21 protein-coding genes are annotated in these 26,970 nt (G+C 60.0%); 19 read left to right on the top strand and 2 right to left on the bottom strand.

The features are described from left to right. Positions 1-11 precede the first annotated feature (11 nt). The 11 genes from ftsE to LKG04_RS05810 all read left to right on the top strand — a co-directional run bounded on the left by ftsE (position 12) and on the right by LKG04_RS05810 (position 14,780). Positions 12-1,457, top strand: a complete 1,446-nt coding sequence (gene ftsE / locus LKG04_RS05860) for a cell division ATP-binding protein FtsE (protein WP_291761535.1) — start codon at positions 12-14, stop codon at positions 1,455-1,457. Beyond that, positions 1,454-2,377 carry a permease-like cell division protein FtsX gene (ftsX, locus tag LKG04_RS05855; protein ID WP_291761537.1) on the top strand — a complete coding sequence of 308 codons (924 nt, stop codon included), beginning with the start codon at positions 1,454-1,456 and terminating at the stop codon, positions 2,375-2,377. The genes ftsE and ftsX overlap by 4 nt, the downstream gene beginning before the upstream one ends. A 164-nt stretch (positions 2,378-2,541) precedes the next feature. Further along, complete coding sequence (locus tag LKG04_RS05850; RefSeq protein WP_291761539.1) at positions 2,542-4,014, top strand: CHAP domain-containing protein; 1,473 nt, start codon at positions 2,542-2,544, stop codon at positions 4,012-4,014. Positions 4,015-4,054: 40 nt separating this feature from the next. Then, on the top strand, positions 4,055-4,534 hold the full coding sequence (gene smpB / locus LKG04_RS05845) for an SsrA-binding protein SmpB (RefSeq protein ID WP_291761541.1): 480 nt from the start codon (positions 4,055-4,057) through the stop codon (positions 4,532-4,534). Positions 4,535-4,835: 301 nt separating this feature from the next. Then, positions 4,836-5,726, top strand: a complete 891-nt coding sequence (locus LKG04_RS05840; protein WP_291761565.1) for an ABC transporter substrate-binding protein — start codon at positions 4,836-4,838, stop codon at positions 5,724-5,726. Positions 5,727-5,861: 135 nt separating this feature from the next. After that, positions 5,862-6,854: an amino acid ABC transporter permease gene (locus LKG04_RS05835; protein ID WP_291761543.1), complete on the top strand. Its 993-nt coding sequence runs from the start codon at positions 5,862-5,864 to the stop codon at positions 6,852-6,854. 41 nt (positions 6,855-6,895) lie between these two features. Next, positions 6,896-7,687, top strand: coding sequence for an amino acid ABC transporter ATP-binding protein (locus tag LKG04_RS05830; RefSeq protein WP_291761545.1), 792 nt, complete (start codon positions 6,896-6,898; stop codon positions 7,685-7,687). A 219-nt stretch (positions 7,688-7,906) separates the two neighbouring features. Next, on the top strand, positions 7,907-9,799 hold the full coding sequence (glmS, locus tag LKG04_RS05825; protein ID WP_291761546.1) for a glutamine--fructose-6-phosphate transaminase (isomerizing): 1,893 nt from the start codon (positions 7,907-7,909) through the stop codon (positions 9,797-9,799). 336 nt (positions 9,800-10,135) lie between these two features. Then, positions 10,136-11,944, top strand: a complete 1,809-nt coding sequence (locus LKG04_RS05820) for an ATP-binding cassette domain-containing protein (protein WP_291761548.1) — start codon at positions 10,136-10,138, stop codon at positions 11,942-11,944. A gap of 146 nt (positions 11,945-12,090) precedes the next feature. Next, positions 12,091-12,954 (top strand): pseudouridine synthase, encoded by an 864-nt coding sequence (locus tag LKG04_RS05815; protein ID WP_291761550.1) that lies wholly within the window; start codon positions 12,091-12,093, stop codon positions 12,952-12,954. Positions 12,955-13,373: 419 nt separating this feature from the next. After that, entirely contained in the window at positions 13,374-14,780 is a 1,407-nt protein-coding gene (locus LKG04_RS05810; RefSeq protein WP_291761552.1) for an ABC transporter substrate-binding protein, read from the top strand. Between the two features lie 44 nt (positions 14,781-14,824). Here the strand turns inward: LKG04_RS05810 and LKG04_RS05805 are convergent, their stop codons facing one another. Continuing rightward, positions 14,825-15,592, bottom strand: coding sequence for a type III pantothenate kinase (locus tag LKG04_RS05805; RefSeq protein ID WP_291761553.1), 768 nt, complete (start codon positions 15,590-15,592; stop codon positions 14,825-14,827). Positions 15,593-15,827: 235 nt separating this feature from the next. On the opposite strand from LKG04_RS05805, the gene LKG04_RS05800 reads away from it, so the two are divergent. From LKG04_RS05800 to LKG04_RS05780, 5 genes are all read left to right on the top strand, one after another. Continuing rightward, positions 15,828-17,519 (top strand): ABC transporter substrate-binding protein, encoded by a 1,692-nt coding sequence (locus LKG04_RS05800; RefSeq protein ID WP_291761555.1) that lies wholly within the window; start codon positions 15,828-15,830, stop codon positions 17,517-17,519. 134 nt (positions 17,520-17,653) lie between these two features. Continuing rightward, on the top strand, positions 17,654-18,622 hold the full coding sequence (locus LKG04_RS05795; protein ID WP_291761557.1) for an ABC transporter permease: 969 nt from the start codon (positions 17,654-17,656) through the stop codon (positions 18,620-18,622). After that, on the top strand, positions 18,619-19,512 hold the full coding sequence (locus tag LKG04_RS05790) for an ABC transporter permease (RefSeq protein ID WP_291761559.1): 894 nt from the start codon (positions 18,619-18,621) through the stop codon (positions 19,510-19,512). The genes LKG04_RS05795 and LKG04_RS05790 overlap by 4 nt, the downstream gene beginning before the upstream one ends. Next, positions 19,509-20,321, top strand: a complete 813-nt coding sequence (locus LKG04_RS05785; protein WP_291761561.1) for an ABC transporter ATP-binding protein — start codon at positions 19,509-19,511, stop codon at positions 20,319-20,321. The genes LKG04_RS05790 and LKG04_RS05785 overlap by 4 nt, the downstream gene beginning before the upstream one ends. Continuing rightward, the gene (locus LKG04_RS05780; protein ID WP_434734855.1) at positions 20,321-21,103 is read left to right on the top strand and encodes an ABC transporter ATP-binding protein; all 783 of its coding nucleotides are present in this window, start codon (positions 20,321-20,323) and stop codon (positions 21,101-21,103) included. The genes LKG04_RS05785 and LKG04_RS05780 overlap by 1 nt, the downstream gene beginning before the upstream one ends. Positions 21,104-21,573: 470 nt before the next feature. Here the strand turns inward: LKG04_RS05780 and LKG04_RS05775 are convergent, their stop codons facing one another. Beyond that, positions 21,574-22,566, bottom strand: a complete 993-nt coding sequence (locus tag LKG04_RS05775) for a D-2-hydroxyacid dehydrogenase family protein (RefSeq protein WP_291763395.1) — start codon at positions 22,564-22,566, stop codon at positions 21,574-21,576. Positions 22,567-22,697: 131 nt separating this feature from the next. On the opposite strand from LKG04_RS05775, the gene LKG04_RS05770 reads away from it, so the two are divergent. The 3 genes from LKG04_RS05770 (at position 22,698) to LKG04_RS05760 (ending at position 26,709) form a co-directional block, all read left to right on the top strand. Further along, positions 22,698-22,982 (top strand): hypothetical protein, encoded by a 285-nt coding sequence (locus LKG04_RS05770; RefSeq protein ID WP_291763394.1) that lies wholly within the window; start codon positions 22,698-22,700, stop codon positions 22,980-22,982. A gap of 1,217 nt (positions 22,983-24,199) precedes the next feature. Beyond that, a complete protein-coding gene (locus LKG04_RS05765) occupies positions 24,200-25,336 on the top strand; it encodes a pyridoxal-phosphate dependent enzyme (RefSeq protein ID WP_291763400.1) in 1,137 nt (378 codons plus the stop codon). Positions 25,337-25,506: 170 nt separating this feature from the next. Next, positions 25,507-26,709: a cystathionine gamma-synthase gene (locus tag LKG04_RS05760; protein ID WP_291763391.1), complete on the top strand. Its 1,203-nt coding sequence runs from the start codon at positions 25,507-25,509 to the stop codon at positions 26,707-26,709. Positions 26,710-26,970 lie beyond the last annotated feature (261 nt).

Raw genomic sequence — 26,970 nt, 5'->3', positions numbered from 1 at the left:
GATGGCATACTATGGCGCTTATCACGTTGGATCATGTTTCGAAGATCTACCCGAAAGGCACTCGGCCAGCACTCGACGACATCACCGTGCATATCGACCGTGGTGATTTCGTCTTCCTCGTCGGCGCATCAGGATCGGGCAAAACGACCCTGTTGAGCCTGCTGCTGCACGAGGAAGAGGCCACGGATGGGGAGATTCGTGTCGCAGGCAATGATCTGCGCCGCCTGTCCAACCGCCAGGTGCCGCAATACCGGAGATCCATTGGCTTCGTTTTCCAGGATTTCAAGCTGCTCAATAATAAAACCGTGTGGCAGAATGTCGCTTTCGCCCTCGAGGTGATCGGCATGAACCGTTCCACGATCCATTCGCTGGTGCCTAAAGTGTTGGAAACCGTAGGGCTCACCGGCAAGGAGCGCAATTATCCGCACGAGTTGTCGGGCGGCGAGGCCCAGCGCGTGGCGATCGCGCGGGCCTACGTGAACCATCCCCAGCTCCTGCTGGCCGACGAGCCTACCGGCAACCTCGACCCGACGACTTCGCTGGGCATCATGGAGGTGCTCGACGCGATCAACCGTACCGGGACCACCGTCGTGATGGCAACCCATAACGAGGAGATCGTCAACTCGATGCGCAAACGCGTTGTCGAGTTGCACAACGGGAAAATGGTGCGAGACCAAATGCAGGGCTCGTATGATTCTGCGCTGTTCTTCCCCGATGCCGAGGTCGAGTCGAAATCCAAGGCCCAGCACGTGGCCGACGGTTCGCAACAGCTCGGCAGGTCTGTGGATGATGAGGCCGGGCATGGTGCAGCGGGACATGACGCTGCTCAGATCGCCGATGCACGCGGTGGCGCTGTGCAGAGCATTGAAATGCACAGTGTCGAAATGCACAGTGCCGCTGCCTCGGCGGTCGGCAGCGGTGCAGCAAGTGCGGCGCCGGAAGGCAACGCCGACTTAATGCATGCGATGGACGCCGTGGTCGAGGCGATGCAGACGGACACGGGAGAGGACGCCGGAATCGCACGATTGGCGATGTCCATGCATTCGGGCCGTAAAGGCCGTTATGGCGAGGCCTTCAAACCGGTCGAAACAACGATGACGTGGGGCCGTGGCATCGCAGCTGAGAGCATTGCCGCCGCGGGCGGCGCAGCCCAGGTCGGTGCGGGCGCGCAAGAGCCCCCACAGGAGAAGCGGCGCGACGGCTCTGCCCTCGACGATGAAGCCACGGAAACCGCGCCTCCTGCCCCTCCAGCTCCGCCCGTACCACCTAGGCGGGATGGAGATTTGCAGCAGCATGGCGACGGAGCCGCCGCGCAGTACGACGAGGACACCCCGCAGCGCGACGAAGGCACTGCGCAACAAGACGTCGAAACCACACAGACCGGGCTTGGTGCGTCGTCCGAACAGTCCGAAAACGCCGGATCAGAGGCCAACAGTGACGAGGGGGATGCGCGATGAGAACGCGGTTCATTCTGTCCGAAACTTGGACGAGCCTGAGACAGAACGTCTCGATGATCTTGTCGGTGATGTTGGTCACATTCATTTCCTTCCTGTTCATCGGCGCTTCAGGGCTGATGCAGGCGCAGGTCACAAAAGCCAAAGGCGATTGGTATGACCAGGTCGAAGTCGTGGCTTGGCTGTGCCCTGACGGCACCAGCCAGGCCGCCTCATGCGCATCGGGCAAGGCGCCGACGCAGCAGGAGATCGTGGACATTGAGGATCTGATCCATCAGGAACTGGGTGATGTGGTTTCGAAGATCACCTATGTGAGCAGGAAGGACTTCTACAAGAACACCTTCCTCAAGCAGTATCCCAATGGCGTGTATGAGGGCCGCACGCTGACTGCTGCGGATATGCAGGATTCGCTGCGGCTCAAGCTTACGGATCCGACCAAGTATCAGGCTGTCTCCGAAGTGCTCTCCGGGCGCACCGGGATCGAGGAAGTGGTCGACCAGCGGCAGATCTTCGATCCTGTGTTCAATGTGCTCAACAAGGCGACCGTGGTCACGGTTGTGCTGGCGTCGGTGATGATCGTGGTTGCTATTCTGCTCACCGGCACGACGATCCGCATGAGCGCGGCCTCACGCAGGAACGAGACCGAGATCATGCGCTTGGTCGGAGCATCGAACTGGACGATTCGGCTGCCGTTCATCCTCGAAGGCGTGTTCGCATCGTTTCTTGGCTCGCTGCTGGCATGCGGCGCGCTCAGCGGCATCGTGAAGGCATTCATCACCGACGGGCTGGCCACCAGCGTGCAATGGATGCCGTATATCGACCAGAAAACAGTATGGTTTATGGCGCCCGCGATAGTCTTGGGCGCTATGGCGCTTTCGGCCCTCGCCTCGGCCATATCGCTGCGGCGATATCTCAAGGCTTGAGCGCAGATCCTCAAGGGCCCTTGAGGACCGCGATGCGGCAACCAACCAGCTGCGCGCTTGCGGCAACGTCCCTCAACGCAGCCAGACGAACAAAACGCATCATCGCAATCGTGAACAATGTCCGTTACAATATGTGAACACCACGGAAGGAAGGTTCGCACCGCATGACGCATATCAAACGCATCAATGCCGCAGCAGGCCTGCTGTTGGCTGCTGCCACTGTATTTGCCGCCGGCTCGGCAAGCATGACGGTCGGGGTCCAGGAGGCGCAGGCGGTGCCCAGTTGGGATGCCTACCAGAGCAAAATACAGGATCATGAGAACCTTAAAAGCCAGCTTGTAGGCATCAATAAGAACTTGGCCGATCAGATCCTGCAATTGAACGATTTGACCGACAATCAGATTCCTGCGGCGCAGGAGGCCGCTATCGCTGCGCAGCAGCAGGCTGAGCAGGCGCAAGGCTTGGCGCAGGCTGCGAACGACCGGCTCGAAGCAGCCCGGAAAGACAAAAGCGATCTCGAAGCGCAGATCAAAAAAACCGGCGAAAACTATGATGACGCCAAGGAAGCGGTCGCCCAGCTTGCGCGTAACAGCTTCCATGGGTCAGGTGCGTCCGAAGTGATGGATGTGGTCACAAAATCGACTACGACCCAGGATTTCGTCAACAAAATGCAGTCTGATGCGGCGGTTGCGCGCAGCGAGGCGAATGCGGCCAACGACGCTGCGGCCACGCTTAACATATCGATGAATCGCAAGCAGCGCCTTGCCGCGATCGAGGAGCAGATCAGCGAACTCAAGCACAAGGCCGACGAAGATGCCGCTTCGGCACGGAGTGCGGCGCAATCCGCGCAGGCCGCGCAATCGCAGCTTCAGGCGTTGCGTGACAAAGGCAACACCGAACGCGCGCGACTCGAACAGCAGAAAAGCGGGCTAACGACCAAGGCGGCCAAAGAGGCTGCCGATATCGTCGCGATGAAATCCCAGATCGATGCCTACAACGAGCAGCAGGCGATTAAAAAGGCGGCGGAGGCCAAGGCGGCATCCGGCGGCCAGCAGCAGATCGGCAATGCCAAGCCGGCCACGAGCAAACCTGCGCCGGGCAATGGCGGGGGCAACAAGGGCGGCGGATCCTCCAATGGCAACAGCGGCGGTGGCAACAGCGGCGGCTCCTCCGGTGGCAACAGCGGCGGCGGCAGCGCCAGTGGCATGAACTATGCCGTGCCCGGCGGCTGCCCTGAGGGATCATCGTTCTGCTATGGGCATTCCACGGGCAACACTATCGGCGGCAGATCATATCCTGCGCGCCAATGCACGCTGTGGGCGTACATCCGCCGCTCGCAATTGCGATTGCCGGTAGGCTCGCATATGGGCAACGGCGGCCAATGGGCCGCCACAGCCCGCAGCCTTGGTTATCTTGTCAATGGCACGCCCCATGTGGGCGCAGTGGTCGTTTTTGCGCGCGGGCAGAGCGTCGGCGGGCAGTGGAACGCCAGTTGGCAATACGGGCATGTTGCCGTCGTCGAGCGCGTCAACGCCGATGGCTCGATACTGATTTCGGAAGGCGGCACCGGCTTCGCGAGCTTCCCGACCTGGCAGACGCTCTATGATCCCGGGAGTTACCAGTACATTCACTACTGATCGTTTGATTGTTCGGTCAGAAGTGCAAGGAGAACAAGAGATGGCGAAGGAACAAGGAACATCATTGATCGCGCAAAATCGCAGAGCGCGGCATGACTACGAGATCGAAGACCGTTACGAGGCAGGGCTGGCGCTGACGGGCACCGAGGTCAAATCGCTGCGCGAGGGGCATGCCTCGCTGGCTGAGTCCTTCGTCTCGATCGACCGACGCGGCGAAATCTGGCTGGAGAACGCCAATATTCCTGAGTACCTCAATGGCACATGGAACAACCACGCACCCAAGCGCAAGCGCAAGCTGTTGCTGCATGCCGCCCAGATCGCCAAACTCGCGCGCCGCACCGAGGCCAAGGGCTATACGATCGTCCCGCTCAGCCTGTACTTCAAGGACGGCCGGGTCAAGGCGGAAATCGCCGTGGGGCGCGGCAGGCGCGAATACGACAAGCGCCAGGCGTTGCGCGAGGAACAGGACAGGCGCGAAGCCCAGCGGGTGATGCGCTACAGGAACCAGCGCGCCAATTGAAATAAGGGTTTGCAGTTCGCGAAAGCAGGAGAATGCAAATTTTAGGCATATTCCAGGCATAGGCTGGGTTGTAGCGCTGAATGTCGCTACTGACCGTATGTGGTTAACGCTTTCGTAGCAAAACGCTTTTATCCTCACCTGTAGTCAGGTGCTTGTGTGGTGTCAGCCGCAGAGCACTCGCGAAGAGAAAAGGAACGAAATGCGCAGTTCAACATTCAAGGGTGCAGTTTCCAACAACACTGTTTTCAAAAACACGGGTCTGAGACGAGCAGGAGTTCTCATTCTTGGCGCGGTGCTTTCCATGTCGCTGGCCGCATGCGGCACCACCGACACGGGCGATTCCGCGTCCGGGGCGGGCAGCGGCGACGGAGCATCCAAGTCCTCGACGGACGGCTTCGATACGAGCGCCATCGCCAAAGACGAGAAGATCGCGGCATTGTTGCCTGAATCGGTTACCAAGGACGGCACACTTACCGTCGGCGCCGACACCTCGTATGCGCCGGCCGAATTCTTGGCTGCGGATGGCAAAACCCCGGTCGGCTTCGATGTGGACCTATCGAAGGCGTTGGCCGCGGTTTTCGGCCTCAAAGAGGGCACCGTCACCTCGAGCTTCGACTCGATCATCCCTTCCGTAGGATCGAAGTACGACATTGGCATTTCCTCGTTCACTGTCACTCCCGAGCGCATGAAGGCCGTTGATTTCGTCACCTATTTCAACGCCGGCTCGACCTTCGTCGTCAAGAAAGGCAATCCCGCCAAGGTCGATACGTCGAGCCTATGCGGCGTGAAAATCGCCGTGCAGACCGGCACCACGCAAGAGGACGAGGCCAACAAGGCTGAGGTGCAGTGCAAAGCCGACGGCAAGCCGAACGTCCAGATCCAATCCATGAAGGCGCAGACCGATGTGACCACCGCCGTAGTCACCGGCAAAGCCGACGTCTTCTACGCTGACACCCCGGTCGCGGGCTACGCGATCAAACAGACCGGCAATGCGCTCGAGGCGTTGGGCGACGACGTCGGCATCGCGCCCGAGGCGGTCGCTATCAAGAAGGGCGACACTGCGACGGCGAACGCCGTGCAACAGGCGCTGCAAAAGCTCATCGATGACGGTACCTACGGCAAGATCCTTGATACTTGGGGCGTGTCGAAGGGAGCTGTTACCAAGGCAGAGATCAACCCGACTGTCGAGTAGAAGACCTGAAAAAGAATCAGGGCAGAGGGGATCCTGAATGGGCGCGAACGTCGGCACGGTTAATTTGTGATTGAACAATACGGTGATTGAATGGCGCAGTGGATCGCACGCCGCAAAACCAAGGAAAGGGTCGGCATGGCACACAAACGCAATTCCGGCGGATTGGATATCCCCGACAAAATCGACGCGCTGCCGGTGCGCCGGCCGGGCTCGCTGATTTCCGGCATCATCGTCGCCTTGCTGGCGGTCATGCTGGTGCAGGGCATGGTCACGAACAAGAACATGGACTGGCCTACGGTCTGGAAATATCTGTTCAACGAGAATGTGCTGGGCGGCATCGGCTGGACGCTGATCCTCACCGTGGCTTCAATGTTCATCGCGATCATCCTCGCAGTGCTGCTGGCTGTCATGCGTCAATCGACTAATCCAGTGCTGCGCTGGGTCAGTTGGTTCTATATCTGGTTTTTCCGCGGTACGCCCGTGTGGACCCAGCTGGTGTTCTGGGGCCTGTTCTCCGTGCTGGTTCCGCAGATATCGCTCGGAATCCCCTTCACGGACATCACTTTCTGGTCGATGGATTCCGAACAGCTGGCCTCAGCCATCCGGCCGGGCCTGATCGCTGCAATTATCGGGCTGGCGTTGAATGAAGCGGCCTATCTGGCCGAGATCGTGCGTGCTGGCCTGGAAGCGGTCGACCCCGGTCAGCGGGAGGCGGCGCAGGCGCTTGGCATGCGACGCAGCCTGATCATGATGCGTATCATCCTTCCGCAGGCCATGCGCATCATCGTGCCGCCGACCGGCAACGAGACGATCGGCATGCTCAAAACCACCTCGCTGGTTTCCGCGGTGCCGTTCGGCCTTGAATTGCAGTTCGCTACAAACGCGATCTCCAGCCGAACGTACAAGCCGATCCCGCTGCTGATCGTGGCGTGCATTTGGTACCTGATCGTCACGTCGATTCTCATGATCGGGCAGGCATATTTGGAGCGGCACTTCGGCAAGGGCTTCGACGCGCGCAGAGTCGGTCCGAAGCTGGACACGCCGCCGCTGCCGGGCAAAACCGAAGGCGAGCCGAAGAATGACGTGCAGAAAATCAATCAGGCCGCTTTCGTGGGCCTGAACGCGTGAACGGGGCGATGATGGCACTGGGTGAGATAGCACAGGATGGAATGGCTCAGGGAGGTAACGGCGGCACGCCTGCGGTCCAGGCCGTCGGCGTGCAGAAGGCCTTTGGCTCGCTGCATGTGCTCAAAGGTGTGGATATGACCGTGATGCCTGGCACGGTAACGGTGATTCTGGGACCGTCCGGCTCGGGCAAATCGACGTTCCTTCGCCTGATCAACCAATTGGAGACCTTGACCGGCGGCCGCATCGATGTCGACGGCGAACTCGTGGGCTTCAGACATGTAACGAGGCATGGCGTGGATCGGCTGCAGGAGCTCAGCGAGAGGGAGATCGCGGCGCAGCGGGCCAAGCTGGGCATGGTCTTCCAGCGTTTCAATCTTTTCCCGCATAAGACCGCGCTCGAAAACGTAATGGAGGCGCCCGTTCACGTGGCGCACCAATCCAAGGGGGATGCCCGCAGCGAGGCCGAATACGAACTGGACAGAGTCGGACTGGGTGATCGTCTCGATTATTATCCCGCGCAGTTGTCCGGCGGCCAGCAGCAGCGCGTCGCCATCGCTCGCGCGCTTGCGATGCACCCTGAGATCATGCTCTTCGACGAGCCGACTTCCGCCCTCGACCCCGAACTGGTGGGCGAAGTGCTCGGCGTCATGCGTTCTCTGGCTGAAGGCGGCATGACGATGATCGTCGTCACGCATGAGATCGGGTTCGCGCGTGAAGTCGCCGATCAGATCGTATTCATGGATGGCGGCGTGGTGGTGGAGCAGGGCGGTCCGCAGATTCTGGACAATCCGCAGGAGCGGCGCTTCAAGGATTTCCTCGACCACGTGCTGTAAGCGTGCCGGTGCTTTTCGCTTGCTGTTTTGCAGGCTGAGACAGAGACGAGTGGTCGGACTGAGATCCTGGTATTTTCGCCACACAATCGGCCCTGTTCGCGCGACAGAACCACGAGCAACGCTGCACGACGGCGATTCGCGGCCCGACAGGGAAATGGAACGTGAAGGTTCCGACACTGCGGGCCCGAACACCATGAAAGTCCCATAAACTGATAAACCATGTGTGGAATCGTTGGATATGCAGGAAATGTCACGACTGCCTGCGGCAAGCCTTTGGAAGTCTGCCTGCAAGGTCTGCGTCGTCTGGAATACCGCGGCTACGATTCCGCGGGCGTGGCGCTTGCGGCGCCCGGGATGGGATCAGTCGCAGTGCGTAAGAAGGCCGGTCGTCTGGCCAATCTCGAGGCGGATCTCGAACGTCGTCCGATGCCGGATGCGACCGTGGCGATCGGGCATACGCGTTGGGCGACCAACGGTGTGCCGAGCGATGTGAATGCGCACCCGCACACCAGTGCCGATGGGCATATCGCGCTGATCCACAATGGCATCATCGAGAACGCCAATGAATTGAAATTCAGTCTACAAACCGAAGGCTGCACCTTCGTATCCAGCACCGACACCGAGGTCGCAGCCAAGCTCCTGGGCACGATAGCCGCCACGGTGATCAAGGAAACCGGCAGACCAGATCTGTTCGAATCCCTGCGTCGCGTCGCGCGCATGCTCACCGGCACGTTCACGCTGCTGGCCGTCGACGACCGGCAGCCGGATATCGTCGTCGGGGCGCGGCACGACTCGCCGCTCGTAGTGGGTTTGGGCGAAGGCGAAAACTTCCTCGGCTCCGATGTGGGCGCTTTCGTGGCCTACACCAAACAGGCCATGGAATTAGGGCAGGACCAGGCCGTATGCATCAGCGCTGATACGGTCGTCGTCACTGACTTCGAGGGCAATCCAGTCACGAATTCCAAGCATTTCACCGTGGATTGGGATGCCAGCGCAGTGGAAAAAGGCGGCTGGCCGTCGTTCATGGACAAAGAGATCCATGAAGATCCCGAGGCCGTGGCCAACACGCTGATCGGCCGCTTCAATTCGGATGGCGCCATCGTGCTGGATGAGGTGCGCATCGCCCTTGAGGACTTCAAGACCATCGACAAGATCATCGTCGTTGCCTGCGGCACGGCGAGCTACGCCGGCATGGTCGCCAAATACGCGATCGAGCACTGGGTGCGCATCCCGGTCGAAGTGGAGCTGGCCCATGAATTCCGTTATCGCGACCCGATCCTGACCCCGCGCACGCTCGTGGTCGCCATCTCGCAGTCCGGCGAGACGATGGACACGCTCATGGCCCTGCGCCATGCCCGCGAGCAAGGCTCGCGCGTGCTGGCGATCTGCAACACCCAAGGCTCCACGATTCCGCGCGAATCCGATGCCGTGCTGTACACGCATGCCGGGCCGGAGATCGCGGTCGCCTCGACCAAGGCCTTCGTGGCGCAGATCGTGGCTGCCTATATGCTCGGTTTGTATCTCGCGCAGATCAAAGGCACGATGTTCCCCGACGAGATCCGCGGCATCGTCACACAGCTCAAGGCCATGCCCGCAAAGATCCAATGGGTGCTTGACACGCAGGCCGAGACTGTAGACGAAGCCGCCAGACGCATGCTCAATGCGCACTCCTTCCTGTTTCTCGGGCGGCATGTGGGCTATCCGGTGGCTATGGAGGGTGCGCTTAAGCTCAAGGAGATTGCTTACACGTTCACTGAGGGCTTTGCCGCGGGCGAGCTCAAGCACGGGCCGATCGCCTTGGTGGACGAAGGCGAACCGGTCGTGGTAATCGTGCCTTCGGCGCGCGGGCGCAATACCTTGCACAACAAGGTCGTCTCGGGCATCGAGGAGGTCAAGGCGCGCGGCGCGTTCACCATCGTCGTGGCTGAGGAGGGCGATCCGGACGCCGAGCGCTACGCCGACGTGGTCTTCTGGCGCCCGGTTTGCCCGACCTTGCTCAGCCCGCTCATCGACGTGGTCCCGCTGCAGCTCTTCGCCATGGATATGGCCAACCTCAAAGGCTACGACGTCGACAAGCCCCGCAACCTGGCCAAGTCCGTGACCGTTGAATAGGTAATGCATGGTGCCAGCTGCGGCGAAAATAGGAACAGCTCGGTATTAGGCAATGTCATGGACGGTTGTCGTCAGTCCTTCATGATTCGCCGAGATGATGACCGATATCGATTCGCTCTGCGAACGGGCGCTCGAAGAATGTGGACTTGCTGACGACCATTTCGTTGATGCAGGTTTGCAAAGTAATATGTGCGGCATAGCATAATACGCGTTAGGCGGCGCGCTGATATGCGCCGGTTTTGTAGCTTCTGGGCTATCAGGGGACTGCATAGCGTGGTAGACAACTGTAAAGAAGTGTTCCGTGTTATGCAAACAATACGGGGGATCGAGAGCGATATGAGCAAGGGAACTGGTGCGCCAGCTGGTGGGGCACAGCAGAAGGTCGAATTTCAGCAACCTGAGAGTGGGCTGAGCCGCGCCTGGCGGGTTACCCGGTTTGCTGGCTACGCCGTGCTGATGGTAATCGGTGGGTTCGAGGGGGTGGTGCTCGCCCAAGCGATTTCTTCCATCCCGCAATTCACCGTTCATTCCTCGGTGCGATCCATCATGATCTTTGGTGTCAGTTATCTGGTGCTGTTTGCAGTTACATGGTCGGCTACGCAGCTGGCGGTGATCGTGGAGAACATCATCATCCGAGATATTCTGATCGAGAAGAAGATAGCCTTCATCGAGGCGAAACTGCGTTATGTTTCAGCTGCCAAAGCTTCCGAAGTCGTCTCGCGCATCAACAATGATTTTGACCTGTACAGCGAAAGCTATCTCAAGGCGAAGTTCTTCATCGCGGTCGATCTCACCACCGGCATGGTGTCCATGGCGTATGTGCTCTGGCTGAGCGTGCCGGTCGGTTTGATGTTCATTGCGTTCTCTTTGCTGCCGATGACTGTGCCTCGCATGTTCTCCTCAGTGCTGAAGAAGGCAGGTGAGCGGTGGTCGAAGAACACTGAGGGGTTCAACAAGGTGCTTTCCGACACGTTCTCGTCCCAGCACAGCCTGTACACGAACGGCGCATTCGGGCCAGTGACCGCCTATCTGCGCAAGTGGTTGAGGAAATCTGAGTCATCGAAATGCACGATGAACAATCTTCAGGGGGTTGCAGGCATTGCCACACTGATGCTTTCGGCGGCTTCGTATCTGATTCCTATCACCATCGGCCTGCTGATGATGCGTGCGGGCTGGGCTATCACCGCCACCAGTCTTGTCGCTATGTTCCTGGCTAGCGACCGCGTGTCCGGTCCGTTCCGCGCCGCCGCCGGACATTTCAACGAAATCTCCACCACGAAGGAGATTCGCGAGCAGATGCGCAGCACGTTGAACGAGACTCCTCAGGCTCCTGTGCTGACCCGGATGGAGGAGACGGCGGCGACGGCACAGATCGGTGTGAAGGCACAGATCGGTGCGGCGACGCAGGGCAAGGCTGGCGCTGCTGCGGGCAATCCGTCCACGCCTCAGTCCGCAGGCTCGAACTCTGATACCGCTGCCCGTGTCATCGTGAATGTTCCTGCTGTGGTACATGGCGACACGACGCTGCTGCAAGGCCAGCGACTGGATATTGCAAAGACCAAGAAGATTGCCCTCGTAGGGCCGTCTGGCGTGGGCAAATCATCGCTGCTCAATGCCTTGCAGGGGTTCGTGGTCGACCGCGATATGCAGACGGACGACGATCTCGTCAGGCAGGTCGGCTTCATCGAGCAGCGGCCATTCATCTTCGATGAGAACGTGCGCTTCAATCTGACCTTTGGAGAGACTTTTGCCGATGATCGCCTGCTCTCTGCGCTTGAACAGGTCGGCCTGCTTCACGAACTCGGCAATGATCCGCTGAACTATGAATGCGGGCAGAACGGCTCGCACTTGTCAGGCGGCCAGATCCAGCGCCTCGAAATAGCACGCGCCCTGCTGCGCAGGAAACAGCTCCTGCTGGCCGACGAGCCGACTGCCTCGCTTGACGAGCACAACGCCAAGCTGATTGTCGCCTTGCTGTGTTCGCTGCCCAACACGCTCATCATGGCCACGCACGATCTGCAATACGTCAAGGATTTCGACGCGATCCTCGAGATAACGCCTGATCACCAGCTCACCGCGGCGAACGAACGGGGCGGCGTGGGCGAGGATGTGATTTCCGTGACGCCGAGCGCTTCGCTTGCATGAAAGGACATGCCTGCGTGAAACGATATGCCCGCTGTACATTCTTTCATGTTTGGCATATAGCGTCCTGTGGCAGCGGCAGCGGGGGGGAGAGGAGAGAAAGTCCGCGCTGAATTTCGGGCAATGCACACATGTGGCAGTATGGAGGCATGACTGAGAGGCACCGCTGGGTCGGGGACGAGCCGGAAATCCCGTTCGGCTATGACGTGATATACGAGGATTCGGGCATCATCGTCATCGACAAGCCGCACTTTCTGGCCACCACGCCGCGCGGCATGTGGTACCGGCAGACCGCGCTGATCAGGTTGCGCGAGCAGTTCGGTGAACCGGATATCGCCCCTGCGCATCGCTTGGATCGGGCGACCGCCGGCATTGTCGTGTTCACGCGCAAGCCCCGGCTGCGCAAAACGTATCAGATGCTTTTCCAACGGCACATGGTCACGAAGACCTACGAATGCCTGGCTCTTGCGGCGCCGATCGTGCGGCCGCGGTACGGCGTCGTCGCCCGGCTCGATCCGCCTGCCGTGTTTCCTCTGCTTCGGCGCTCAAGGATCGTCAAGCAGCGAGGCGTTCTGCAGGCCTATGAGGAGCCGGGCGAGGTGAATGCCGAAACGGTGATTCGGCTGGCGGATGGCAGATGCAGTGGCGGCGTGTATGGCAGTCGAGACGGCTACAGGGACGACGGCGTGGATCTGAAGGTGGCCGAGTGCCGTGCGAGTTCAGGGATGGCCGAGCGAAGGGCAGTCTCGCGGGCGTCCGTATTTCGCTCGCATAGCCAGCACGTACGCCGCCGTTATATTCTCGAGCCGAAAACCGGCAAAACGCATCAGTTGCGCGTGCATATGAACGCGCTGGGGCTGCCGATCGCCGGAGACGATCTCTACCCGCGCATCGAATACCCGGATTATGATGACTTCACGACCCCGCTGCAGCTGGTCGCCCGCTCGCTTGCATTCATCGACCCAATCGCCGACGAACCACGTCGTTTCGTCTCGCGTGTGCCGTTGGGGTAGGCTCGGCTGCGCACCATAGAAAGGGCTCATTTGCTCACTGAAGGTGGGCAGGGTCTCCCTCGAAGAACTGCAGAAACCGCGTGGAGTGGCCAAGACAGCACCTTTTCATGCGTCCCAATCTGGCCGAAACTCGCATTAGTCCGGCTCGGACGACTGTTAGGATTGTCCTCAGAATCGGTCTCGTCTCCATATAATGCCCCATCGCGCCGAGCTACATTGATGAGTTTAATCGGAACGATAAATTAGATCATGTTCGGCATACTGCCTGCATACTTCTCAAACATCACAGGGTGTGCAGCAATCAGTTGCCCGCCCCGTTGGATATACTGATTTACCTATTGATGTATTCCCCATATCGCAGACTTGGTGGAGATGACATACAACAAAGGCCTATGAACGGCATTCAAGGGAGCGGCATCATGTCTTTCAGGCGCTTCAATAGGCTACTCGCCGCCGCTTTTGCCTCGCTGATGCTGTTCGCCACAGCGGCCTGCGGACCGCGCGACACGCGCACGCTTGTCACCGTCTGGTCGTGGGAACCGAGCATGAAGGCCCTTGCCGTGGATTTCGAGAGGCAGAACCCTGACATCCGCATCGTCATCAGAGACACATCCGGCTATGAGAATCTCAACACGGCGATCGAAGACGGCTATGGCATGCCGGACGTCGTGCAGCTCGAGTATTTCGCACTGCAACAGTATGCGATCAGCGGCCAGCTGCGCGATCTGACGGACAGGGTCTCAGACTACGGCAGTTTCTTCACGCCCGGCACATGGTCCTCAGTGCAGCTCAACAGCCGCGTCTACGGGCTGCCGATGGATTCCGGGCCGATGGCGTTCTTCTATAACAAGGATGCGTTCGACCAGGCCGGGGTCGATGCCTCGGCGATTCACACCTGGAATGACTATTATGAGGCGGCTAAGAAACTGAAGAAAATCGGTGTGTACATCGCGGCCGATGCCGGTGACGCAAGTTTCTACGATGCGATGATATGGCTGGCCGGGGGCCGGCCCTTCCATACCTCGGTCGACGGCAAGACGGTGACTGTGGATCTTGACGGCGATGCAGGCACGAAGATCTTCACCGAATTCTGGCAGAAGATGATCGACGACGGCCTTGTCGATACCCATCTGTCCACATGGTCAAGCGGATGGAAGCGAGCCCTGGGCTCGGGGGAGGTCGCTTCCGTGTTCTCCGGTGCGTGGATGCCTTCGCTGCTGCTTTCAGACGTGCCAGGGACCGCAGGTCTTTGGCGTGTGGCGCCAATGCCCACCGCCGATGGGTCATCGACGAATTCGGAGAACGGCGGCTCGGCGCTTGGCGTGCTGCAGTCCAGCCGCAAGCCCGACGCGGCTTTCCGTTTCGTCGAATATGCCTGCCATGAGAGCGCGGGAATCCGTGCGCGCGTGGATGGCGGCTCCTTCCCGGCCGACAAAGCGTCCTTGAACGTCCCCGGATTCCTCTCGAAAACCACGATCAAGGACGCGCGAGGCATCAGCGTGCCGTATTTTGGCGGCCAGGAGTTCAACAAGGTGCTTGCACAATCCGCCGAAAATGTGTCGGTCGGCTATCAGTATCTGCCTTTCGAGGTATATGCCCGCAGCGATTTTCGCGACACTGTAGGAAAGGCGTACCACTGGTCGAACCGCGAGCAGGCGGTGCTGCAGGCTCAGGCGCGCATCGACGATGGCCTGACCAATCCGGATGGCAGCCAGATCACCGTTCCCGCCTCGCCAGGGCAGAAAGTCGCGTTGAACGACGGCATCGCACTGTGGCAGCAGGATCTCAAGGCATATGGGTTCAATCAAGGTTTCACGATCAACTAACCCTGGGCGCGAACAGGAACGGTACACACAGCGCAGGCTATCCCTTATCTGACGTTGCGCTCGTAAATCGCAGCCATGCCTTTGAACATGAGCTCGGGGTCGTACACATCGATCAGATCGGTGTCGTCGGCGAAGATACGGCCGAGGCCTCCGGTGGTAATTACCTTGAAATTATCATCGATCTCGTCGTGGAACTGCCGAATCATACGCTCGATGCCGCCGAGGAAGTTGTAATACAGCCCGGCCTGCATGGCGGTTTTCGTACCGGATGCCAAAATGGAATCCGGCCGGGTGATCTCGACTTCAGGCAGCTGTGCGGTCCCGCCCCACAGCGCCGCGGCGGCGGTGCGGATGCCCGGGGCGATGAGCCCGGAGATGATGGTGCCCTTGGCATTGACGTAATTGAATGTGGTGGCGGTGCCGAAATCGGCGACCAACACCGGACCGCTGTATGTGTAGTATGCGCCGGCGCAATCGGCCAGGCAGTCGGCGCCCAGCGACTTGGGATCGTCGAGCCGGATACCGATGCCCGATTTGATGCCTGGGCCCACGATCATCGGGTCGATGCCGAGGAACTTGATGATGCTTGAGCGGAAAGAATGCATGACCTTGGGCACCACCGAAGCGATGATGACGTCGTCCACATCGGCGGGCTCCAAGCCGCTCAGCGCCAGAAACTGCCTGAGCATGAGACCGTATTCGTCTGAGGTGTGGTTCGCCTTGGTGGTCATGCGGTAGGCGCCGATGACGTCGCGCCCATGCAAGAACCCGAGCACGATATTGGTGTTGCCGATGTCAACCGCGATAAGCATAGGGCCTCCCGACCTGCGATGTGCTGTGAACTGCCGCGAGCCTTGCCTTACTTGCTGGGACATTCCATGACATGCCATGACGAAGCGCAGCGCAGCTGACTTCCCATCATAGGGCTATGCTGGCACTGTCTAGGCGATAGTGCGTAGAGACACAGCGCGGACGACCCGTACGGGCGGCCAGCATGACAATTGAATGATAACGACATAACTTCACCGAGCCATATTCGAGGCGATTATGACAGAGTATAACGGTGCGTACGACGATGTCGACGCAACCACAGCCAGCACAAGCAACACTGACGCTACCAACAGTGACGCAAACAGAAATGCAACCGATATCAACACCCTTAAGTCGGGAACCGATGCAGAGCTAAACGCCAGCCTCAAACCGCGCAGGCCGGACAGCGGCCGGCAAAGACCATGGATCTGGATCGCGGTTGCCATCGTGGTCGTCGCGGCGATCGGCGCCGCCATATTCGCATTCAACTGGGCATCCAAGCCTGCTCCTGCCGGCGCAACGAAAGATACCGTTGCCATCGGCCTGAAGCTCCCGCCGACCAATCTCGATATCCGCAACCAGTCCGGCTCCACGCTCGACCAGATCCTCATCGGCAACGTCTACGAGGGCCTCGTGGCGCGCAACGCGAAGAACCAGGTCGTGCCTGCACTGGCCAAAAGCTGGGATATCAGCAGCGACGGCACGACCTATACCTTCCACTTGAATACCGGCATCACCTTCTCCAACGGCGACAGGCTCGACGCCGGCGACGCAGCATGGTCGATCGACGAATTGGTCACCAGGCAGTATCACGATGCCGAAGCGCTACGCAACTTCAAATCCGTACGGGCTGTGGACGCCAACACGGTCGAGATCACGCTGAGCGCGCCGTACGCCGACCTGCTGTGGTCGCTTGCCGGGCGGCCTGGACTGGTCTTTGACAAGGATGCGCACTACGACGCGAAAACGGCCGCACTCGGTTCGGGTCCGTACACGGTGCAGCGCTTCGTGGCGAACGATTCGATATCGCTCAAGGCCAATCCGAAGTATTGGGGTGCGAACAAGGCGAAGACCGCCAATGTGCTGATACGCTTCTTCGCCGACGACAATGCGGCTGTCAATGCCTTGAAGTCCGGGGACGTACAGGTGCTTGCGCCGATCAGCGAGAACCTGGCCGCGCCCTTCCGCAAGGATGCCGCCAACTACACCGTCAAAGCGGGCGACGACACCGACAAGTTCGTGCTCGCATTCAACTCCAAAGGCGCGAAGACCTCGGACAGGCGCGTGCGTCAGGCCATCCGCTACGCCATCGACCACAAGGCCATCATCGCCTCGCGCGGCGGCGTTGACAAGGCGCTCGGCGGCCCCATCCCCAGCCTCGACCCGGGCTACGAAGACCTGACCGGCCTGTATCCGCATGATGAAGCCAAGGCTAAAAGCCTGCTTGCCGAAGCAGGATACAGCACGTCTAAACCACTGCGGCTGAGTCTGACCTACGCGAGTACCTACGGCACCGAACTGGGCGACCAGCTGCGCTCGCAGCTCAGGGTCGTCGGCATCGATCTGAAGGTCAACGTCGTCGAATTCTCCACTTGGCTGCAGGACGTCTACACCAACAAGAACTACGACCTGTCGCTGGTCGACCACAACGAGAGCCATGATTTCTACCAGTGGGCGACGCCGACCTACTACTACAACTACGACAGCAAGGAGGTGCAGGCGCTCTACGCGAAGTCCCTCGCGGCCACAACCGCCAAGGAGAGCGAGCAGTACTTGGCACAGGCCGCGCGCATCGTGAGCCGGGATGCGCCTGCGGACTGGCTGTTCAACTACCGCGTCACCACGGCGTGGGCGAAAGGCGTCGAAGGCTTCCCAGTGAACCTCAACCAGACGTTGCTCCCACTCTACGACGTGGTCTACCGGCCGTAGCGGTTGTGCGACTTGTGTGGGTGGGTCTCTAGGGCACACGGGTTGCTAGAGACCCCACATTTGCTAGAGACCCCACATGGGTTAGAGGTCAAACGGTTAGAAGACACAGAGACACAGAGTAAGGCACGGTTTCCATGCGATTCCTTCTTCGACGGCTCGCGCTGTTCATAGCGGCGCTTGCGGTCATCTCCGTTCTGATCTTCATGGCGCTGCGGGTGCTTCCCGGCGATGTGGCTTCGGTAATGGCCGGCATGAATTCGCCGCCAGCGCGGGTCGCGGCGCTGCGTGTGCAGCTTGGGCTCGACCGGCCGTTGCTCCAGCAGTATCTCGATTGGGCGGGTGCGCTGCTGCACGGCGACTTCGGTGTGTCGATGCTTACCGGTCGCACGATCTCCGCGCAGGTCGGTGCGCGTGCTTCGGTGACCTTCCCGCTGATAGTCATGGGGCTGGTCATTGCGTTGTTCATCGGCGTTCCGCTCGGCTGCGCCTCGAGTCTGGCTAAGAGCGAATGGTTGCGCGCACTGTTTCATGTGCTCGCCGTCGTGGGCGGCTCGATCCCGGCGCTGTGGGGCGGTCTGCTGCTCATACTGCTGCTTGGCAAAGGGATCGGACTGATCGGGCTGTTCCCCTCCCAAGGCTTTCCGCAGGAGGGCTGGGCCGCATTCTCGCGAGCGCTGTCTTCGCTGGCGTTGCCTGCGTTGGCGGTAGGCATTATCGTCGGTGCTGGTTTGATGCGCTACACAAGGGCGGCGCTAGGGGAGCTCCTCTCGAGCGGCACCATCGACATGGCGATGGCATGCGGCATGACGCGCGCGCGAGCCATGATGACGGTCGGGTTGCGGTTGGCGATGCCGCAGCTCGTGTCCGTGATCGGGCTGACCTTCGCCGAGATGATCACCGGGGTCATGGTCATCGAGAACCTTTTCGACCTGCCAGGCTTAGGGGAGGGACTGATTTCCGATGTGGGCAACCGCGATCTGATCGCCGTGCAAGGCGAGTTGTTCATGCTCGCTGCGTTCTTCCTGGCCATCGGGCTGGTCGTCGATCTGCTGCACCGCGCGCTCGACCCGCGGCTCAGCGATTCCGGAGGGCAACGGCTATGACCATCCTGAAATCCATTTGGTCGCATGTGCAAGGTCGTTATGCGGTCACTGTGCTCAGCTTGTGGGTGCTGATTGCGCTCGTTTCGCTGCTGTGGACGCCGCATTCGCTGTGGGCCACGGACGGCTATCACGTTTGGGCCGCGCCTTCTGCGGGTCACTGGCTTGGCACCGACGGCACCGGAGCTGATGTATTCAGCTGGCTGATGGCTGGTTCGCGCACGAATCTGCTGATCGTCGTGCTGACCGTGGGTGTGGCAGCCGTAATCGGACTGCTGCTCATGGCCGCCATGGTGTCGGGTGCTGCGCTGCTGTCCGGTGTGGCGGTCGTCGCTGTGGACGCGCTGATTTCGATTCCGACGGTGTTGATCGCCTTGATTCTGGCGGTGCCCATGGGCGCGTCCATCGCCGTCATTGTCATCGCCTGCGGACTGGGCTATGGGCTCAATCTTGCCAGAGTCGCACGGCCTCAAGCGTTGCTCGCGGCGCGTTCCGATTATGCCGAAGCGGCCCGAGCTGCCGGAGTCTCGCCGTTGCGTGTGCTGGTTAGTCATATCGTGCCCAATGCCTTGCCGACCATGTCCGTGCAGCTCTCGCTGTCCGCTGGCACTGCGGTTTTGGCGGAGTCAGGGCTGACGTATTTGGGCATCGGCGTGCCCTCGGGCGTGCCGAGCTGGGGGCATTCCTTGGCAACTTCCGTCAAGTTCATCAACGTGTATCCGCTCACGGTGCTCTGGCCGGGCTTGATTGTCACTTGCGTCGTCGTGGCGCTGAATCTGTTTGGCGATGCCCTGCGCGAAGCGGCCGACCCGGTGGCGAATCCGGCACTGCGGCAGGTGAGATGGAGGCAATCACAGCCAGAACCAGCGCGATCGAAGAAGGTGCGTCCATGAGCGTGGACATCCAAGGGCTTTCGATTGCACTCGGCGGAGTGCCGATCGTCGGCGACGTGGATCTGCACATCGCCGATCATAGCCGTGTCGGTCTGATCGGGGCTTCCGGCTCGGGCAAATCGATGATCGCTAAGGCCATGATGGGACTGCTGCCGTCGACCGCAACATGTGCTGGCTCGATTCGCTACGAAGGCGAAGAAATTGTCGGCATGGGCGAGCGCGAACTTGCTGATTTGCGCGGCCGGTATGTGTCGATGATATTCCAGAATCCCGGCAGCGCGCTCAACCCGGTGCTGACTGTCATGCAGCAGGTGATGCTGCCGCTCGCTTTGCATTTCAATCTCTCGGCCGTACAGCGCAAGGCGCGGGCGGCCGCGATGCTTGACAAAGTCGGGCTTGACGCATCGTTTGGCAGTCGATTCCCGCATCAGCTTTCCGGCGGCCAGCAGCAGCGCGTCGGCATAGCCACTGCATTGGTGGGCGCGCCCAAGCTGATACTTGCCGACGAGCCGACGACATCGCTGGATTCCATCACCCAACGCCAGATCGTGCGGCTACTCGTGTCGCTGGCCGACGAGTCGGGCGCCTCAATGTTGTTCATCACGCACGACTTCTCCGTGCTCGCGCACGCCACCGACGACTGCTACGTGCTCGACGCCGGCCATATCATCGAATCCGGTTCGACGCGCACTCTGCTTGATCGCCCGCGCACCTCGCAGGCGCAGCAGCTGGTGCACGCCGCTCGTGAGCTGACGCTGCACACTGGTTCGGGCGGTGCAAAGGCGTCGAAGCAAGAGAGAGGGCGCTGATGAACGCGAATGCTGAAACCACGATGATTCACGCCGAACATGTCAGCAAACGCTTCGGTCGCGCGACTGAAGCGTGTCAAACCCTGTCCGATGTGTCGTTGCAGATTGACCGAGGCGAATCCGTAGCGATTATCGGCGGATCGGGTTCCGGCAAATCGACGCTTGTCCGGATTCTGCTGGGACTGGAAAACGCTGATTCGGGAACGGTGGAGTATCGCGGGCAGACCGTCCATGGCAGGCATTCGCCCGGCTGGCGGCTACTGCGTCGGGAATCCGGTCTGGTGCTGCAGAATCCCTTCACCTCGCTCGATCCGCGCTGGACTATTGCGCGGTCAATCTATGAGCCGTTGCGAGTCGCCGGGATTCGTGGCCGCAAAGAGATGGCTGCTGCGGCTGAGTCGGCGCTGGAACAAGTCGGCTTGGAACCAGATCAGTTCATGGGCCGCTATCCGATTGACCTGTCCGGAGGCCAAGCGCAGCGTGCCGCCATTGCCCGGGCTGTTGTGACTAACCCAGCGTTGCTGGTCGCCGACGAGCCGATGAGCGCCATCGATGTGGCGGCCCGGTTGCAGATACTCGACTCATTCGCGGCATTGCGTCGTTCGCATCCGGGAATGGCCTTGATCATGGTTTCCCATGATTTGGGTGTGGTACGCCGCATCGCCGAGCGTATCGTCGTGCTGCACGAGGGCGTGGTCGTCGAGTCAGGCCCGACCGCCGCCATACTCGAGCATCCGCGGCATGATTACACCAAACGGCTCATCGACGCTGCCTCGCTGTAAGAGATTTCGCACCGTTTCCGTTGTGCCAGGACGGTGCAGTAAGAGCCTTGCGGCATCAGCCATCATTTACTCAGCACATTTTGCACGAAACAGGCTGCTCATGGTTTTTCGATTCGGGCCGTTCCTTCGAGATCGGCGGAATCCCAAGGATTGCATGAAGGCCGCAACGGCCTGATACTTTCGCATCTGCTTAATAGGCGAAAAAAGTGCTGAGATGACGGTGATTTCCGTTATGGGGCGTCTGATGATGGCTGCATATTCGGCTAGTAGGCAGTTTTTTCTGCTATTAAGCACTTCGCAAAGTAGACGTCGAATATGACTCGATGTTTTTGGCGTCATTCCGCCGTTCTCTGGTTTGATACTGACGTGGAAACGACGTCGTGCGACGGAATTTTCTTGAATCTGCTGAATAAAATCGATGTTGAGTTTCAGAACTTATGTTCTGAGTTGCAGGGAGCCTGAATCTGACCTCAGTTCGCGATGTTGAAGGATTCGCCCTTGAAATACGCCGCGAGCGACTGTGAGAGTTGTCGGGTAAGGCTGGCGTAGGCCGCCTCGGCGCGCCATGCGACATGCGGGGTGAGCACGACATTCGGCAGCGTGCGCAGCGGGTCGTCGTCGGCCAGCGGCTCGGTATCGAAGACGTCCAGTCCGGCGCTGATGTCGCCGCGCTGCAGACGGCTGGTCAGCGCCCCCGGCTGGATGACTTCGGCGCGCGCGGTATTGACAAACAGGGTTCCTGGCCGCAAGCGGTTCAACTGTTCCGAGGCGATCAGCCCGGCGGTGTCCGGCAGCAGCGGCAGATGCAGACTGACAATGTCGGAGCGCTCGAAGAGCTCGCCAAGATCGTTTACAGGCGTGGCTTCCAGATCACGCACAGCCTGGACATCAAGATGCGAGTTCCAGACGAGAAGCTGCATGCCGAAGCCTCGTGCGATGCGGGCCATCCGCTGACCGATGCCGCCGAATCCGACCAGTCCGATGGTCTTATCCTCCAACGAGACCCCGTCTTCGCCGTGCCATCCGCCGACATGCATCGCGGCGTCCATCCGGCCGACGTGGCGAGCCAGCTCCATCATCAGTGCGACGGCATGCTCGGCCACCGCGCCGTCGCCGTAGTGCACGACATTGCACACCCGGATGCCGCGCTCTCTTGTGGCAATGAGATTGATGTAGCTGGCGACGCCGGTACCGCCGAACGCGAAGCACCCGACATGGTCGCCGACGCGATCCAGCATCGCATCGCTCACATGGAATCCGATGATGACAACGCCTTTTGCCCCCTCCATGCGCTCGACCAATGTATCTTCGTCAAGCGTGGGCTCGGTATAGATGCGCACCCGGGCGACGTCGCGCAGGAGATCCAGAGTGCCGGTGAACGGCTCCAGCATGGCGTCGACGATATTAGGAACCACGACGAGCGGCAGATCCGTACGCTCCGGCTGTGTTTCGATAATCCTCATGCCATTACCCTAAGCGATGCCCTGCACGAGCGGCAAGAGGGATTCCGAGTGATCTTAGTTTTTTGCCATGCGAACAGCAGAGGCACGGGCGCGCGTTTCGCGCGACGAAGGCATGGGTAGCGACTGGCTTAGTGCGAGCGTCATGCGCACAGGGCGGTTCGCTCGATTATCGTTTCTCGACCTATGATGATGTATCCGAGCTGGGGTCCGCGCTGTCGCCGCACTCCGCGCTGCGCCGAGAGCACATGCTCGACGGCGATTTTCTGCTGGGCAGCGAGCATTATATGGATCTGCGGTTCAGCATCAAGGATCCCTATCTCGATGGCAGGCCGAACGGCGCCCTGGGCTCCGCTGCTGTGCCTGCTGCGAGTTCCAATGCGATTGGCGACGCTCCGTCCCAGATCGTCTCCTACTGAGGCATGATCAAGCAGTGCACGCGCAGCATCGCCTGGCTCAAGGCGAAAGAACATTCCGAGCGCATGGTGAAAGCCTCGCACATGCTCATGGGTGTCGAAAAAGACCGGTGAAGGCGGAGTGAGCCGTTACATAACGAACCAATACGTCGCACGACGACTGAATACATCGTGCGATGACGCGGGGTGCCTGGAAAGTGCGCATGTAAACCGGCGCGACACGCGGGGATGCAACGGTGTGCTATGGTTTTTTTCATGACGTATCTCTTATGTTGTTGTTGTCTCTGACCGACGCCGACGCAGGCGGACGGGCAACGACGCATAATTAAAGAGACGATGACACTGGTTTGATGGCGTTGGGTTTGATGGCGCTATAGCTTGTTCGCGGCGATAAAGAATCAGGCGTATGGTCGGTTCGCGATGTGCAATTGATGATTCGTGCAGACCAACGAGAATGGTATCGGCGACTGTGCAGCTGTGACGGCAATTATGCGGCAGCGTGTGTATATGTAGTGCTAGTGCAGCGCGCGAACAACTTCTTGGTTCGCAGGTGTGAGCACTGTGGGTTTGTCGATCCGTGGAGTGATGAGTATTCACGATACTGATGCATTCGTAATTATCGCACTTCGAATCACATCGAAACTGGACCAAGGCAAGACAGGGAACGGGCATACGGCAATGCCAGCGCGTTGACAATGTGCACTCTGCTGAACTGGCGCTGGTTGAATAAGCGCTGTTGAACCGGCGCTGCTCGGCTATTGCGGATGAAGCCATTACCATTACGCCGACTCGTGGATAGCTTGTGCATGTGTGTACCTCGGCGATTTGAGGGTGCGGGGTCACGGCATCTGCATGATGTATGCCACTTGCTTCACGTGCAGCATCATCGTTTCAAATTGGCGTGTCGTTTGCTCGTTTTCCGGCTTCGATTCTGATATCACGCAATCCCATATCCGCTGCAAGTTTTTCGCAGCCGATATTGCAAGGCACTTCTCAAACATCGAACTTCAAACGCAGGCGATGAGCGACAGGCTCATCGCGGAAAACGAGACATGATGACCACTCATTCCATTGACACTTATTTCGGCGACATGGTTGCAGGCGGCGCAGACTCCAACGCCGGGCATGCCGCTGTTCGCCCCGCAGCCGCGCCGGCCGCGACCGCCTCGTCCGCAGCTGCGCCAGCTGCGGAGGCTCGCGTCGAAGACGCGGCTTCGACCATGCTGCATTCCTCAGCTACTGCGTTCGCCCGCGCCGTGGCTGAGCATCCGACCGCTATCCGTTCCTCAGTGACCGAATTGATCGGCGACACTCCACTGGTCCGGCTGAACCGCATCGCAAGCGATATCGATGCGACAATCGCGGTGAAAATCGAATATCTCAATCCCGGCGGATCGAGCAAGGATCGCATCGCGCAGCGCATCATCGAGGCCGCGGAGCGTTCCGGGCAGCTTAAGCCCGGCGGCGTCATAGTCGAGCCGACCAGCGGGAACACCGGCGTGGGCCTGGCCTTGGTGGCTCAGCAGCGCGGATACCGGACCATATTCGTCTTGCCCGACAAGGTCTCGCAATCCAAGCGTGCCGTACTGCGCGCGTATGGCGCCGAAGTCGTGGTGACGCCGACGAACGTGGCGCCGCAGGACCCGCGATCGTACTATCAGGTCTCCGACCGGCTCGCACGCATGATCCCCGGCGCGTTCAAGCCGAACCAGTACTCCAACGAAAACGGCCCGCTGAGCCATTACGAAACCACTGGGCCCGAGATCTGGCGTGACAGCAGGCATCATGTCACCCATTTCGTCGCCGGCATCGGCACCGGCGGCACGATCTCCGGCACAGGGCGATATCTCAAAGAAGCCTCGCATGGTGCGGTGACAGTCGTCGGAGCCGACCCGGAAGGCTCAATCTATTCCGATCCCGCGAATGTGCACGGCTACGACATCGAAGGCGTGGGCGAGGACTTCTATCCCAAGGCCTACGACCGCTCGATCCCAGACGGCATCGTGCAGATCAGCGACAAAGAAGCCTTCTGGATGACCAGGCGCTTAGCCCGTGAGGAGGGTCTGCTAGTCGGCGGAAGCTCCGGTATGGCGGTCGCGGCTGCCGTGCAATATGCCCGTGAGCGTCATCTTTCCGCCGACGATCTCATGGTCGTGCTGCTGCCCGACTCGGGCCGCGGCTACCTCGACAAGATCTTCGATGACGAGTGGATGCGGGCGCACGACTATGCGGACGTCGTCGAGGCGACCACGCCCGAGCCGCTGGTCGACGCGAATGGCGAAGCGCGCGCAACGGCGGACATGCCGACGGCTGCTGCGACTGCCGGAATGCGAGAGTTGACGCATGCAGCGGCATAGGAGGAGCGCGTAAAAGGCAGGCAAGCCAGTAAGCCGACGATCCAATAACAAATCATTCAACTGATCAATCAGCTAGACACACATGCACACATACACCAATCAGACGTATTAAACGCGCGATTATGCAGATATACAGCAGTACAGAAACATAACGATTAAGGATCAACACCATGACTACCGAAACCACTGCCACCGCACCATTCTCCGTCGACGCTCCAGCAGCCGCCCTGTCCACTCGCGCCATCCACGCGGGTCAGGAGCCCGACTCCACAACGGGCGCGGTCTCCACGCCGATCTACATGACCTCGACCTTCAAGCAAGACGGTGTCGGAGGCCTGCGCGGCGGCTACGACTACAGCCGGTCCGTCAATCCCACGAGGACGTCCTTCGACAAGCAGTTGGCGGCAGTGGAAGGCGCAAAGCATGCGATTTCCTTCGCTTCTGGTCTAGCGGCCATCGACGTGCTGCTGCGCGCGACCATCCAACCCGGCGACGCGATCCTGCTCGGCAACGACGTCTACGGCGGCACCTACCGGCTGCTGTCCAAGGTGTTCGTGCCGTGGGGCGTCACGCTTGACGTCGTCGACATCACCGACTCCGCAGCGGTCAGCGCGGCGCTGGCGCGGCGTCAGTACGCCTACGCGTGGGTCGAGACGCCCAGCAACCCGTTGCTGAGCATCACCGATATCGCTGCCACGGCGGCGCTTGCGCACGCGCACGGCACCAAAATCGTGGTCGATAATACTTTCGCCTCGCCAGTGCTGCAGCACCCGCTGCAGGACGGCGCCGACGCGGTGGTGTATTCGACTACGAAGTATATCGGCGGGCATTCCGACGTGGTCGGCGGCGCGGTGCTCGTGAATGACGATGAGACGGCCGAAAAGGTCGCTTTCTTGCAGAACGCGGCCGGCGCGGTGCCTTCGCCATTCGATTCATGGCTTGAGATTCGCGGTCTCAAGACACTTGAGCTGCGCGTCAAACAGCACAGCAGGAATGCGCTCGCCATCGCGCAATGGCTCGAGCAGCATGGCGAAGTGGAGCATGTATGGTATCCGGGTCTGGAAAGCCACCCGGGTCACGACATTGCGGCGCGCCAGATGCACGGCGGCTTCGGCGGCATGATCTCCATTCAGCTCGCCGCCGGGGGAGAGGCGGCGCGAACTTTCGCCGGCGCGACGAAGATCTTCACGCTCGCTGAGTCCTTGGGCGGCGTCGAATCGCTTATCGAGCACCCTGCAGCGATGACGCACGCCTCGGTTTCTGGCACGACCTTGGAAGTGCCTGACAATCTGGTGCGGCTGTCAGTCGGCATCGAGGGCGTGGAAGACCTCATCGACGACCTCGATCAGGCTTTCGCGGCGATTGCGCAGTAGTGCTGGGCAGAGTCGATGCTGACTGCTCGTATTGAGTGCGTCAGAAATGCGTAGGGTTTCGCGCCGTTTACAGAATGGCGCGAAACCCTACGCATTCTCCTTTGTGCTGAGTGCCGGAATATTAGATATTTATTGGCCTTTCGCTGTTTGGTGTGGGTGGGGCTGGTTATATGGTGACGGTGGCTAGGTCGAGCTTGCCGCAGGTCAGGTGGATCATCGTGGAGAAGTGGTCCATGTTGCGCAAGCCGCGGGCTCGGGTTT

This window comes from Bifidobacterium sp. (assembly GCF_022640935.1).
In the GTDB taxonomy this organism is placed as follows: domain Bacteria; phylum Actinomycetota; class Actinomycetes; order Actinomycetales; family Bifidobacteriaceae; genus Bifidobacterium.
This window is presented reverse-complemented; position numbering and strand designations above follow the sequence as displayed.